This is a genomic window from Tsukamurella sp. NPDC003166, from assembly GCF_040611135.1.
In the GTDB taxonomy this organism is placed as follows: domain Bacteria; phylum Actinomycetota; class Actinomycetes; order Mycobacteriales; family Mycobacteriaceae; genus Tsukamurella.
Map to the genome: position 1 here is coordinate 141,875 of NZ_JBEXNL010000011.1, position 14,057 is coordinate 155,931.

The 14,057-nt window shown below is 69.4% G+C and carries 6 protein-coding genes; all 6 read right to left on the reverse strand.

From position 1 onward, the window contains the following. Window positions 1–12 precede the first annotated feature (12 nt). On the reverse strand, window positions 13–2,013 hold the full coding sequence (locus ABZX10_RS14375) for a S9 family peptidase (RefSeq protein WP_355540681.1): 2,001 nt from the start codon (window positions 2,011–2,013) through the stop codon (window positions 13–15). Further along, on the reverse strand, window positions 2,010–3,110 hold the full coding sequence (locus tag ABZX10_RS14380) for a 5-methylcytosine-specific restriction system specificity protein McrC (protein WP_355540684.1): 1,101 nt from the start codon (window positions 3,108–3,110) through the stop codon (window positions 2,010–2,012). The genes ABZX10_RS14375 and ABZX10_RS14380 overlap by 4 nt, the downstream gene beginning before the upstream one ends. Beyond that, window positions 3,110–4,939, reverse strand: a complete 1,830-nt coding sequence (locus tag ABZX10_RS14385) for an AAA family ATPase (protein ID WP_355540687.1) — start codon at window positions 4,937–4,939, stop codon at window positions 3,110–3,112. Before ABZX10_RS14385 ends, ABZX10_RS14380 begins: the two co-directional genes overlap by 1 nt. Next, window positions 4,936–7,170, reverse strand: coding sequence for a 3'-5' exonuclease (locus ABZX10_RS14390; RefSeq protein ID WP_355540690.1), 2,235 nt, complete (start codon window positions 7,168–7,170; stop codon window positions 4,936–4,938). The genes ABZX10_RS14385 and ABZX10_RS14390 overlap by 4 nt, the downstream gene beginning before the upstream one ends. After that, window positions 7,170–13,472 carry a DEAD/DEAH box helicase gene (locus ABZX10_RS14395; protein ID WP_355540693.1) on the reverse strand — a complete coding sequence of 2,101 codons (6,303 nt, stop codon included), beginning with the start codon at window positions 13,470–13,472 and terminating at the stop codon, window positions 7,170–7,172. The genes ABZX10_RS14390 and ABZX10_RS14395 overlap by 1 nt, the downstream gene beginning before the upstream one ends. Window positions 13,473–13,689: 217 nt before the next feature. Then, on the reverse strand, window positions 13,690–14,016 hold the full coding sequence (locus ABZX10_RS14400; protein ID WP_355540735.1) for a tyrosine-type recombinase/integrase: 327 nt from the start codon (window positions 14,014–14,016) through the stop codon (window positions 13,690–13,692). Window positions 14,017–14,057 lie beyond the last annotated feature (41 nt).

A 14,057-nucleotide genomic window follows, 5' to 3' on the forward strand; every position in this document is an offset into this window, starting at 1 on the left:
GGGAGGTGGTGTCTACATGAGGAGGGATTCCTCGGCGTTATGCGCTGAGATTCCGGGGTCGGAGGCGAGTACTTCGGGCATGTCCCGTGACTCGGCGAGGACGTGCTCGGCGAGGAAGGCGAACACGGTCTCGTACCAGACGGCGACGTTGCCGGGCTTGAGGATCCAATGGTTCTCGTCCGGGAAATAGAGGAACCGGTGCTCGGTGGAGCCGTCCGGCGCCGCCGGGAGCCCGGAGTCCGCGAGGAGCTGCGTCCAGAGCGACAGCGCCTCCGAGATCGGCACCCGGTAGTCCTTGTCGCCGTGGATCACCAGCATCGGCGTGTGGATGTCCGCGACGGCGTGATGCGGCGAATTCGCTTCGGCCATTGCGGGTGTCATCTCGGTGCGCCAGTAGAACGGTGCGTCGGTCGTGGTACCGAAGCCCGGTAGCTCCCAGAGCCCGGCATGGGAGACGATCGCGTCGAACCGGTCCGTGTGCCCGGCGATCCAGTTCGCCATGTACCCGCCGAAGCTGCCGCCCATCGCGGCCGTGCGGGTTTCGTCGATGTCCTCGCGGACCTCGGCGGCGTCGACCGCGGCCATGAGGTCGTCGAAGACTGGGCCGCCCCAGCGGCCCCAGCCGCGCTGGATGACGTCCTGCCCGTAGCCCGTCGACAGCGCCGGGTCCGGAAGGAGAACCGCGTACCCGCGCGCCGCGAGCAGCCACGGGTTCCACCGCCACTGCCAGGCGTTCCAGCTGCCCAGCGGGCCGCCGTGCACCCAGAGCAGCAGCGGCGCGGGATGATCCGCGTCCGCACCGTCCGGCAGGACGAGCCAGGAGCGGGTACGGGCACCGTCGGGCCCGGCGGACGTGAGCTCCGTGAGCGTGCCGGGCAGGTCCGGGCGCTCCGCGACGGTCGGGAGGTCGACGACGGTGCCGCCGTCCAGCCGGACCGGATGGGGCGGGGTGAGGTACGACGAGCGCAGGGCGAACGCCGTTCCGCCGTCGGTGGTCTGGAGCGAGGAGTACGCGGCAGCGTCGTCGGTGATCCGGGTGGCTCCTGCCGCGTCGACGCGGAAGACGGGGGCGCGGCCGTTGTCGTCGGCGGCGAGGAGGACCGCCTCGCCGCCGGGCATCCAGACCGGTGCTCCGGGCCAGCGGTCCCACTGCTGCGCCCACTGCGTGTTCTCGCCGGTGGCGAGGTCGTGCACCCACAGGGTCACGGTCGGGGCCTGCTCCGGGGTGCTGATCGATTCCCGGATGTAGGCGATGCGCCCGCCGTCCGGCGACACCGCGGGCGCGTGCGCCTCAAAGGCCTCGTCGTCGACGATCGGCAACGCGTCGCCGGTCGCCGTGTCGACGCGGACCAGCCGGGACCGCACCGCGGTGCCGCGGGCGGCGCCGTCCTCGATGATCACGAACGAGCCGTCGGGGGAGAGCGACGGATGGGGCTCGATGAAAACACCGAAGGGCAAGGGTGTGAGAGGTTTCCCACCGTCGCCGTCGATCCGGTACAGCCACGGGATCGCGGGTCCGAGGTCGGCGTCCCAGTACCGGACGACCGCAGCGGTGTGCAGGATCGCCGAGACCTTCCCGGACTTGCGGGCGGTGCGGATCCGGGTGTCGGTCTCGTCGTCCTGGGCGAACCGCGGGCCGACGGCCAGCACGATCCCGCCACGAGCGACGGGGCTCGACAGCCCGCCCGGCGCCTGCGCCCGCAGCACCGGCTCGCCGGCGATCGGGAGTTCCCAGATCGCGGGCACGGCGTCGTCGCCGTCGCCGTGCTTGCGGACGAACAGAAGTCGCGAGCCGTCTAAGGTCGGCGACGATGCCGGGCGTGCCGGGTCGGTGAGCCGGCGGGCGGGTTCCGTCCCGGTGGGGTCGATCTCCCACAGGGCGCCGGCGTACTCCGCGCCGTCCTCGGTCAGTTCACTGACCGCAGCGACGAGACGCTTCCCGTCCGGTGACGCGGTCAGGGCGTTGGTGCGGGGGAGGGCGATGTACTGGGCGAGGTCCGTGAATGTTCTCACCCCACTGAGTGTGCCCGATCCCCGGTGACGACGTCGGCGAGGCGGGAGCGGATGTCGGTCGTGCTGCCGGCCAGATCGACGGACAGGTAGCGATACCGGTGCCCCTGAATCGTCGCGGACTCGTCGATATCGATGCCGATCGTTGGATACAGCAGGACGCCCTCAGTGCGGCGCGACAGGTCGTCCACTCCGTGCTGGGACTGAACGTACGCGTAGAGCTGGAAGAGATGATCACGCTTGAGTCGTGGGCCGTGACCGCCGTCTCTGAGCGCATCCGTGAACTTGGTCTCGACGACGATCCTCCGGTCCGGATTCTCGACAAAAGTGTCGATCTTCATCGTCGGCAGGACGTGCGCCAGTCCGGGGGACGGATCGATGACCGGCCACCTGATGACCAACTCGCCGCGGTGCACGCGCCACGGGGCGGGAAGCGTTGCGCGGTAGAAGCCGCGAACAGCTCTCTCGTAGAGTCTTCGCAGCTGTTCGATGTCACGGAGTGGCGCTCGTCCGGCGTGGCCGCTGCCGTCCTCCGCCGGGATCGCCATCTCCATGAGTAACCGGACGGCGTGGATCGACTCCATGTCCTGCGAATCGTTGCGGCCGAGCTGAATCGATGCGGCCTCTCGCCGAGAGACCGGCTGTGCTGTGACTCCGAATTGCGCGAGGATGCCTGCGGCACTTCGGCAGCGTCCTGCCAGTTCCGTGGACTCAGCGTACCGAGCTGCGATGAGGAGGCCGGTATGGAGGAGGCGGTTGCGAAGGTCGTCGACGGAGAGTTCGTCGAATGCGCACGAGACCCTCCCACGCCGGAGGAGGTCCCGTCGTTCGGTGCCGATGAGATCGATCCGTCCCCGCACACGGTGGAGCTCCTCTCGTCGAGAGACGTATCGCCTCCCGAGGCCACGCCGGAGCCGTCGTTCCACCGCGGTGGCCAGGACGTCCGCGATGACGTCGAACAGCGAGTCGGGGTTGTCCTCGATGCCGCCGATGTTCGGTAGGTCCTGGGATTGGAAGAGCTCTGAGGCGTAGATCATCAATAGCCAGAGGTTCCGAACCGGGATCTCGGTTCTTCCGGAGACGACGACGCCGGGCGCCATCAGCGGCGGAGGGTCTCGAGAGCCCGGTTCACGCGCTCCGGAGCGTCGAACCAGTACTCGGTGAGGAGCGGTCGGATCTCCTGTTCCACGACCTGGTCGATCCACAGTTCGGGGTCGACGATCGGATCGTGGTGGGGCGGGGTGAAGAAGCTGTGCCCGATGCAGTACTGCTCGCCGAGGGCGCGATCGTCGCGAATCGATTCATTGATCGCTTCGACACGTGCCGCGATGCCGAGCAGAAAGGAATCGTCGATGCTGTTGCGGCGTACCCAGGTGCGCCAGGCGTCGTTGAAGGTCGGTGCGAGGTCCGCGAAGGCGAATCGCCGTCGCAACGCGAAGTCCACCATGGCGAGCGAGCGATCCGCGAGATTCATGGTTCCGATCACGTAGAGGTTCGTGGGGAGGAACATCGCAGGCTCGCCCGACCGTGGAGTCGACAGAGTGAGGGCTTCCGAGGCCGTGCGCTTATCGGCTTCGAGCAAGGTCAGGAGTTCGCCGAACACCTGCGCCAGGTTGGCACGGTTGATTTCCTCGATCACCACGACGTGGCTATGGCCCGGGTCCGCCTGGGCGGCGGCCACGGCCTTGAGGAACAGTCCATCCTCCAGATCGAGTCGGCCCTCTCCGTTGGGGCGCCACCCGCGGACGAACTCCTCGTAGCTGGTGCTCGGATGGAACTGGACGGGTGTGAGAAGGCCGCCAGGAGCGCGCATGCCGATCAGGGCGCGCGCCAGGCGCTTCGCGAGCCACGTCTTGCCCGTCCCAGGGGGACCCTGCAGAATCAGGTTCTTCTTGCGCCGCAGTACTTCGAGATGGGTCGCCAACTCCGCGCGGTCGATGAAGCAACCGTCGTCAATGATCTCGTCGATGCCGTAGGTGTCGGTATCGGGGGTCTCCTCGTCGGTCTGGTCAGCCTCGTTCGACGCGCCGGCTGAGGTCTGCGACACCGTGGGGGAGGCGTCATCCGCGTCATCCCCGAAACGATCCGCCCACGTGCCGTAGTTACGGAAGGAATCAAGGTCCTGATCGGCACCGTCGAACGTGAAGTCGATCAGCGAGCGGGACGTCCACTGGTCGGCACGGACCCGCCACACCGTCTGCTGGTTCGTGTAGAAGTACCACTCACGCTGCTCGTCCGGAAGTGGATCCCAGTCGACGGTGACCGTTCGCCCGTCACCGTCGTTGTATTCGATGGTGCCCGTGGCTTTGATCGCCATCACTGAGACCGGGTAGCCGTGCGTGTCGAACGGCAAGTCGTATTTCCGTGTGAACGCCGCCTTGATCGCGATCCGTTCGCCGGGCTGCATCGCGCGTACGAGGTCGAGGTACTTGTCCGCGTAGCCGTTGCGCCAGATCCCTTCGCGCACGAACGCTTCGGTCTGGTCCTGGACGGTATCGCTGCGGAAGTACGCCCCGACGAACCAGTACGAGGACTGGTCGTCCGAATCCTCCTGGGGAGCGCGTCGCGAGCGCTTCACCGGGACGTAGTTCCAGTACTCGGGGAGTTCTTCGACGTCCGCCTGCGACACCCCGTTCGGGTGCTCGGCCAATAGCCGCCGCCCAGCATCGGTGATCTGCGATCGCCCGAACTGCGGCTTGTGGACGGCTCCTCCGCGGGTGAGGTGCGAGAGCGCCCAGCCCACGCGATTCTCCGCGCGATTCCCGCCGGTGTCGAAAGTCTCAGCGCGAAGCTCCTCGCTCAATCCTGCCGCGTCGACGGCTGCGTGCTTGAGATCGGCGGTCGCCCAGACCCGTCCGTCGGACAGGACGGCCAACACGGCATGGATGAAGTGCTGCCACGGCGGCATCGCGTCCGATGGTGTGGTCACGACAGTCGGCCTTCGAGGAGAGAGCTGCGCTCGCCCGTCCACATCACGACCAGCTGGTCGCGGGCGCGAGTGGCGGCCACGTACAGGAGCGAACGTTCGCGCTGAAGAGCGTCCTCACGATCCCCCTCGGGGAGGGCGTCGATGACGTAGCCGCGGGGGATGTTGGCCGCACCGACATCGACGAGGATCGCGCGGGCGAACTCCATGCCCTTGCTGCGATGCATCGTCATCACCTGGGGCAGGCCCTGCCGCCCGGCCGCGTCCCGGTCGACGAACGACACGTGCACGCCGTGCTCGCCGAGCGTTCGCACGAGCCGCTCCGCCTTGTCACGGGTCGCGACGAGCAGGCCGATGCTCTCCGGCGCGACCTTCTTCGCCTTCCACTCCTCGACCAACTCGGCCACGCGCCGGTACTCCTCAGCCAGCGAATCGACCTGGATCAGCTGAGGATCCGGGCCCCTCCGTGCGGAGTGGTACTGGTCGACGGTGTCGCTCTCGCCGGTCAGGTCGGTGAAGTCCTGGCCCTCGAGGATCCCGAGTGCGAAGCGCAGATTCTGCTCGGTGGTCCGGTAGTTCAGCGTCAGCCGCGCCGAGGCCCGCCCCCGAACTTTGATGCCGTAGTGGCTCAGCGTGAGCTTCTGCCCGTAGATCCGCTGGTGCCCGTCCTCGGCGATGAACAGGTCGTTGGGGCCCTCCGCCGCCAATGCCCGCAGGAGCTGGAACCGCGACGGGCTCAGGTCCTGGCCCTCATCGACGAGGACGTGGTCCGCCACCGGACCCTGCTCCTGCAGCACACGCGCGGCGATCGCCGCCTTCTCCTCGTAGTCGACGCTCGCCTCCGCAGCGGCAGCGGCCCGGTATGCGGCGATGACATTCCAGACCCCCTGCCGTCGTGCGCGGTTCAGGGCGACGCCGCGGCCGGGACGCCGCACCCTGAGGTACTCGGCGGCCGCGGTGACGGCGTTCGGGAGCACGATCATCGCGTACTCCGCCTCCAGGAAGCCCGGCGTCGTGAGTTCGCGGGGGAGTCCGTCACCGGCCTGCTCGGCGGCGGGCTGCCACCGTCCGGCGCGGGTGCTGCGGATCTGCGCGGTGCGCGGTCCGAGCACCGCGGCCACGGGGCCGGGCTTGCCGTCGCGGCCGCCGAGGTCGCCGGCGCGGGCGACCACCTGGTGCGCGATCTGATCGACGCTCGCGATGTACACGCCGGGGGCGCCGAGCGTGTCGGTGAGCGCGATGTTCGGGTCGAGGAGCCGGATCTGGTCCTTTAGGCTGTCGGCGAGCGTCCGGTTGAACGTGGTCAGCACGATCCGGCCCTGCGGGTTGCGCCGCCACAGTTCGCGGGTGCGGTGGATCAGCACCACCGTCTTTCCGGTGCCGGCGCCGCCGGTGATGCGCGCGGAACCGGTGAAGTTCTTCGTCGTCAGTGCGCGCTGCTCGGGATGGAGGAAGACCCGCCACGCGGTGAAGTTGGGGTTCTCGATCGCGGCGCGCAGGTCGTCCTGATCGTCGATGAATGCGAACTCCATCTGGGAGGCCGGGTGCTGGAGCGCGTTGAGCAGGCGGTCGTCCTCGGTGTCGCCGGAGGGGGCGGCACCGTCGAGCCCGTACCGCTCCCGCACCTGCGAGACGCTCTCGCCGGTGAACAGGTCGAGCAAGGCGTGGCCCTGCCAGGTCGCGGGAGCGGACTCGGCGTACTCGAGCAGTTCGGTCGAGTCGGTGAGATCGAGTGCACCCTCGGCGAAGGCGGCGGCGAACCCGAGGTCGGCCAGATAGGCGACGGTGAACTCGCGCTCGCCCAGCGACCGCGACCGCGGGCCGGACGACACCGGTTCCGGTGCAGGAGCGGGTTCGACGGTGCGCGGTGCCGGCCGAGCGGGCCTGCTCGGTTCCGGGGCGGCATCGACGGGGATGAGCTCGGCGATGCCGTTGCGCGGGTTGATGTCCATGCGCGATTTCTGGGCGACCTCGATCGCCTCGTCGTGCGGGTACGTCCCCGCGAAGACGTACGACGCGTCACCCCCGCTGCCCTGGAGCTTGAACAGCACCGCGCGGTTGCTGATGTCCACGCGGCCGGTCCGGGCCCGCGGGTCGACCGAGTTGTTGATCGGTTCGATGTGTAGACCCGGTGCGGCGTCGTTCTTCGCGAGCTTCGCCAGGAACGCGTAGGTGGCCTTCTGCAGGCTGCCGTCGATCTTGTTCAGTCCGGGGCCGAGGATGATCTGCGGCATCAGGCACCTTTCTCGTGGAGGGCTGCACGGATGGCGTCGACGTCGGCGGGGCACAGCGTCCAGCCGTCGGCGAGGAGGTCGGCCCGGTCGTCGTCGGTGAGGGCCACGTCCACCGCGAGCTTGAGCGATGGCCAGGAGAACTCGATGGGCACGCCGCCCGCCGACTCCTCGCCGACTGCGGGGACGGGTACACCCGCCTCGGCGAGCAACAGGACCAGCTGCTTTTCGAGCGCCGATTCGTAGGCGTTCAGCCAGGCGCCGGTCAGGCCGACGGTGCCCGTCGTCTCGGGTGCGGACGTCGCACCGCCCGCCTCCGACGGTGCCGCGTGCGCGGCGTGCTGCCGCGTGGTCACGTCGGCCCCGAGCACGCGGAAGTTGAGCAGGTTCGACCAGTGCAGCCACTCGCGCCACGCGTCCTTGGCGTCGCGGGAGATGGTGTGCTCGGCATCGTCGAAGACGACAGCCACGTCGGAGACATCGACGCCGCCGGGCACCGACCGGATCCGCATCGAGAACGCGAGATCGCCTCCGCCGCCCACGAACACGTCTCCGTCGGCTGCTGCGACCCCGCCGTCGAGTGTCGCCAACGCAGCCTCGACCACGGACTCGGATGCCGTCCGCGTGCCCTGGGCGCCCAGACTGTGGACCGCCATCAGCGGGGCCCAGTGGGCGAGTTGCTTGCGCGCGTCGCGGGACGGGTCCTGAATCCAGGCGATCAGCAGGTCGATCGCGTTGCCGAAGGCCAGGTCGAGGGCGCTCTTCGAGAGCTGGTCGCCCGCGGCCTGCAGCACCGGTTTCGTCGCGCTGGTGCGAAGGACGGGCGAGGTGAGCACGGCACCGTCGACGTCGTCCCTGGTGACGGCGATCACCTGGTAGCCGCCGTCGCGGAGGTTCCGGCGCTTCTCGGCGTCCTCGGCGACACGGTTGTGCGTGGCGCTGGCGTGGAACTGCCATCCGTCGGTGAAGATCGCGGTGGGCGGCACGCCCGCGCGCGCCGAGGTCAGCACGAAGTCCGGTTTGCTGCCGAGCACGTTCTCCTGCGGCCGCAGGGTCCACCGGTTCGCCGAGCCGAGCGAGATGTCCCAGACGACGCCGCGGTCCGTCGGCTTCTCCGCGATGGTCGCGCCGAGCGTCTCGAGTCGCTTGCGGAACGCGACTCGGAAGCGCTTCTCGAGATCGGATTCACCGTCGTCGATCTCTGGCTCGTCGTCGGTCACGAGCCACGGAGCCGCGGCGGGGATCGCGGCCTCCTCGTCGGGCGCGTGCTCACGCCCGGTGAGCAGCGTCGTCAGGTGCTGGTCGGCGGAGGCCCGTGACGTGAACCGGATGTCCGCGAGTGATGCGAACGGCAGCAGGCAGCGGTCGCAGGCGAGCTTTCCGGTGTCCTGGCACTCGCAGGTGTGCACGATCTCCCAGGCGCGGCGCAGCAGATCCCACACGTCCGCCGGCCGCGCGAGGTCGGCGAGGTAGCCGGTGCCACCGGGAACGGTGTCGTGCAGCAGCAGCGCCGGGCGCTGCGCGTCGTCGCCCGCGGGTTCCCAGATGGGCGTCACGTGGAGGTGGTCGGGGGAGCCGCCGAGGCGTTCGCGCAGCCCGAGCAGCAGGGCGGCGGCCAGCGACGGGACGGCGAAGGAGTCGCCGAGCGTGATCGTCACGGGCAGGCGCAGCACGAGGCCCTCGGTCGACATCTCGCGGGCGAGCGCCACCGAGACGGTGTCCTCGTCGAGGGCGGTGCGGAGCGGGCACCACGGACGGTGCTCGGCAGGCCGGTTCGATCGCGAGGAATGGTCGAGCTTCCCGCACTCGCGGCACACCCGGAACAGCGACGCCTCGATCTCCTGCCCCGCGACGAGCCGCGAGCCGCCCGCGCTCAGTGCCGTTCCCATGTTCAGCCAGCGCACCCGTAGGCGTCGCGCGTGCGTGACCCCGAGCCCCAGCCCCTCGACGAACCAGCGCGAATCGATGTGGGCCGGATCGACGTCGACGGCGGTCACCACCCGGTACAGCTGACGGGCGCGCTCGTCGCTGGCGTCGTCGATGGTGGCCTCCTCCCGGCGGATCACCGACGACACGTTCTTGAGCTCGACGACCGGCAGGCGTTGCCCGGCATCGGAGATCGTCTTCGACCCGCAACGCGGGCAGGCCGACGGTGTCTTGTCCCCGGCGGACTCCGCGAGGTCCTGGATGTAGCCGCATCGTGCGCAGCACGCCCAGTCGTGCACCTCCTCGCTGTCGACGCCCAGGTCGACGGCGTCGATCGCGATCTCGAAGCCGTTGGCGTAGAACTTCGATCCCGGGGCGAAGTCGCGCAGCGCCTGCGCCGAGCCGCGGTGGATCTCGAAATCGTTCGACTCGAAGCCGTCGGTCTCGGGATCGCGCCAGTTCACGGACACCGCGAGGGTCACGGTGTCGTCGAGCAGCGTGTAGTTGGGCAGGAGGCCGAACACCTCGAGCGCGCTGATCCAGTACTCGGAGCGCAGGTTCGCGAGTTGCTTGGCCATGAGACGCACGGTCGCCTCGGCGGTGCGCAACTCGGCCTCGTCGTCGGAGGTGTGTGCCGGCGAGGTCGCCTTGCTCTGGAGGTCCGGGATCAACTTCTGGACCGCGTCGAGGCGGTGTTGCAGCAGCTCGATCCTGCGGGTCCACTCCCGGGACGCCTCGCGGCAGCGGTGCGCGAGCGGGCTGGTGGCGGGGCCGTCGGTGGCCTGCGGGAAGCGGCGCAGCCGCTCCACCACGTCGTCTCCCAGCGGCGGGAAGGCGCTGACGAACCCGTCGACCAGTTCCTGCGCGTGGGCTTCGGCCTCGGCGATGAGCGTTCCGAGGTAGGTGTCCGGCGCGGTCGACTTCAGCACGTCGGGGGTGTTCCGCGGACGCGGCGCGTCGGGCCTTCGGGCGAGAAGATCGGCGATCGACGCGATGAACTGGCGCCGCAGGATCTCCTCGGCGTCGAGGTAGGTGGCCGGCGGCCGGACGGTGCCGTTGATCGTCTCGTCCGGGTGCAGGAATCGCGGCAGTTGATCGCCGCGGGCGGTCACGTACGCCAGGGCGAGTGCGTTGCCGGTCAGGCGTCCGGCCCGGCCCACCCGCTGCAAGTACGAGGCGACGTTCCGCGGCAACGACGACAGCATCACTGCGGACAGGTCGCCGATGTCGATGCCCATCTCCAGGGTGGGCGTGGCGACGAGCACGTTCGGTGCGTCCGGCGGGGGATCGGACATTTTGAAGCGGTTCTCGTACTCGAGCCGAGTCTCGTCGGGCAGCAGGCTGGTGTGCTCGCGGGCCACCACGCGCCGGATGTCGGTGGCGGCGTACATCTGCCGGTAGAAGTTGTCGTCGATGCTGTGCTCGCCCAGGGTCCCCTCGCAGCGGAGCACCAGGCAGGGCGCGCCGCGGAGCCTCTCGACCGCACCCGGATCGGTGTAGACCGGAGCCCGGCAGGTGGAGCAGATCAGTGAGAGCCGGCCCTCGTCGAGTTCCTCGGCTGTCACTGCCCGCGCGACGATGGACGACGGCGGCAGGTCGTAGGTGTGCCCGCCCGCCTGGGTGGTGCTACGGGCGAGCACATCCCGATGGTGCAGGCGGTCGAACAGGATCCGGGCGAGGGTGCCGCCCTCGATGGGGGTGATGCCCAGCACCTGCGCGGTCCAGTTGGCGTACCAGCCGCGGGGCGAAGCGATCGGTTCGAGGTCGGTGTCGCCGACCTTCCCGGTGACCGGGTAGCCGGGCGCCGAGGAACCGCGCCCGAAGCCGGGCATGCCCTCGGCCCGCTTGCGTCCGCCGGTGATCCACCAGCGATTGCCGTCCTCCTGCCGGAACCGCTCGAACCACGGGTGGCCGATCGCGCCGCGCTGGCGCATGCGCAGCAGGACGCCGTGCACCCAGCGCGCGAGGGTGACCTCGCTCTGGTCGTCGAGGGTCAGCTGGACACCGCCGGACTGCAGGGCCTCCCGCGCGATCGAGAGCAGCTTCGCCTCCGGCACGTCGATGTAGGTGAGCGCCGTGCCCGTCCGCTCGAGCGTGCGGCCCACACCCGACCGCAGGCCGAATTCGAGTTCGATGTCGAGCAGCAGACGCTTGATCATCGCCGCGCGGAGCTTCGGTGGGATCGCCGCCGCAGTCCTCGTGGTCCAGAATTTCGCGAAGTCGCTGCGCTCCGCGAGTTCCGGCGGCAGCAGGCGGTATCGCGCATTCCGGTTGTCGCCCGCGAGGGCCAGTACCCGGTGGGTCAGGGAGTCGAGGTCGGAGGCACCGTCGGACAGGGCCTGCCGGATGAGGGTGCGCAGGGTGAGGGCGTGCGATCGGGCCTGCACGAAGCCGGCGCGGTGCGCGGCGTCTTGGACGCTGTCGGTGAAGACGAGTGCGCGCTTCTCGCGGCCGTCGAGCTGCGGGGTGCCGAACAGCGTGGACAGCGACACCGAGAGCATCGTCGCGATGGCCGAGCCGAGGAACCGGATGCCCTCCGGCTGCCGGCACGACGGGCAGGTGTCCTTGATCGAATCGGCGCCCGCGTCGTTGCCCAGGTTCATCAGTACGGGAAGGGCGAGGCCCTCGGCGATCTCGCCGGGGCTCGGGCGCTGCACTGCGATGCGGCGTTCCTCGACCATCAGCCAGACGAGGCCGGTCGCGTCGTCCGGGGAGGCCGCGGCGCTGCCCGACAGTTCGGCGTCGAGGGCCTCCTGCGGGGCGTGGATCAGCGCGCGGAACCGGTCGTCCTTGTTCATGGCGCGCCGCCGGATGGTCGAGTCGTCCGCGTCGAGGTCATAGCCCGTCGGTGCGAGCGTCACGCCCCAGCCGGACCGGTTGCAGTGGCGGCAGTAGACGGCCGGCAGGAACGTGGCGGGAACGTCGTCGGGGGCGGTGTCCTCGATGACCACGCCGTCGTCCGCCCAGCGGAACTCGGGCGAGCCGGTGGCGGCGCGGTCGACACGGGTCAGCTCACGGATCCACAGGTGCACCTCGACGGACGGGGCGTCGCGCCCGACGGTGGCGCGGACGTGGCTCAGCATCGTCAGCAGGGGTTCGACGGTGCCGGGGCCCAGTTCGTTGCTGAGGTCGGTGATCGGGACCGCTGCGTGGGTCTGCTCGATGAGGTGGTGGACCGTAGGGTGGGCGCGGACCAGGTCCAGGAGACCCGCGCCGTCGGGGCCGATGGCATGTCGGATGTGGCCCGGGGCGCAGCCGTACAGCGCCGCAAGGACGTCGAGGGTGACATCGGCGGGGTCGCGATCCTTGAGCGGGATCGCGCGCAGCCGCTCGCGGGCGGTGTCGGACCGGTCGACCGCCAGGCCGCCCGTTCGCGCGCCCTCGGCCCACTCGCGGACGGTGAGCCGGGACTCGGTGACCACGGAGTCGGGGGTGAAGGTGTCGCCGAACACGGTGTGCGCGAACTCGAGCATTGAGGTGGGGTTGGTGCCGTCGCCGAGGGTGGCGGAGGTGGCGACGGGGGTGATGCGGCCGAGGGGGCGCTCGCGGTCCGCCTCGGTGATGCCGGATTCGTCTGTGCGCCAGTAGCTCTTGAGCGTCTGGCCGAGGCGGCGGAGCAGCATGGAGACATCGGTGCCCTGCGCGCCATCGTAGGTGTGGAACTCGTCGAGCACGAGGTACTGCAGGCTGGTGGCGCTCTGCTGCCAGATCGGGGCGTCCGCGGAGCGGAGCAGCAGCTGGTCGAGCATCTTGTAGTTGGTGAGCAGGATGTCCGGCGCGGTGTCGCGGATGATCTCGCGGTCGGTGATCAGCCCGTCCTTGGTGACCATGCCGCGCTGCGGACCCGACTCGCCCGTGTAGAGCGCTGCGGTGATGCCGCCGAGGGCGGGATGCGTGGTGAGCAGCTCGGTGAGGCGCGCGGCCTGATCGTTGGCGAGCGCGTTCATCGGGTACAGGATCAGCGCCTTGGTGCCCGCCTGCCCGCGGCGCTTCGCGCGCTGGACGTGGTCCAGGATCGGGTAGAGGAACGTCTCGGTCTTGCCGGAGCCGGTTCCGGTGGTGACGAGCGTCGGCAGCGGACGCGGCTTGTCGGGGCCGAGGTCGTAGCTGGACAGGCGCGCGAACGCCGCGGCCTGGTGTCCGTAGGGCGTGAATCCCTCGTACCATTCCAGCGATTCGCGCCAGCCGGTGTCGGCGGGGCTGAAGGGCAGGCGCAGGCGGACGTAGGGCCCGCGGAACATGCCGCTGTCGGTGTGCTGCAGGAAGTCGTCGAGCACCAGCTTCGCGTCGGGGTCGGCAAGCGCGAAGGTGGTGCCGAGGTAGTCCAGCAGGCTGGTCTTGATCGTCTCGGCCTGGGTGAGAGGGAGGAGCTCCGCCACGGCTACGCCTCTCTACTCTCGGCGAGCCTCGCCTCGAACCCGGCGCACGCTGTGAAGGTATGCCTGGGGACGGAGACGGGTCCTTCAGTTGAAGCGAGACGAGTTGCCCGGGCTCGTGGTGTGTCGCCGTCCACAGGTCGTCCCGCCTTTCTACGTAGGTTGCGAGCGTCTTTGAATCTTGCCCTACTGCGGCGCGGGGCGGGGCAGCTCCCCTTCTTCACGGGACGGGTTGCTCGACTTGGGCTCTCCCGGCCTCTGTCCCCCATGACTTTGCTCTACTGGTCAAGGCCTCCCGGACCTTGGTCTCATCCACAGCGAGGTATCGCTGAGTGGTCGCCAGTGAGGCATGGCCGAGGATCGTTTGGACGAGTCGGACGTCGTGTGTCTGATTGTGGATCTCTGTGGCGCACAGGTGGCGTAGTTGGTGCATGGTACTTCCGTCGGTCAGTGCGCGGGACACGAGCGTGCCAACCCAGTGCGCCGACAAGTGTCTGAACCGCCCCGGGTAGTCCGGAGACTCCGAATGTTGGAAGGTTGGAGTCATGGCAGGGAGCACATCGAATCGGTATCCGGCTGAGTTGAAGG

Excerpts from the sequence above, each read along its gene's own strand:
- ABZX10_RS14380 (WP_355540684.1), bottom strand. The coding sequence starts at position 3,110 with ATGGCGCCCGGCGTCGTCGTCTCCGGAAGAACCGAGATCCCGGTTCGG.
- ABZX10_RS14390 (WP_355540690.1), bottom strand. The coding sequence starts at position 7,170 with ATGCCGCAGATCATCCTCGGCCCCGGACTGAACAAGATCGACGGCAGC.
- ABZX10_RS14400 (WP_355540735.1), bottom strand. The coding sequence starts at position 14,016 with ATGACTCCAACCTTCCAACATTCGGAGTCTCCGGACTACCCGGGGCGG.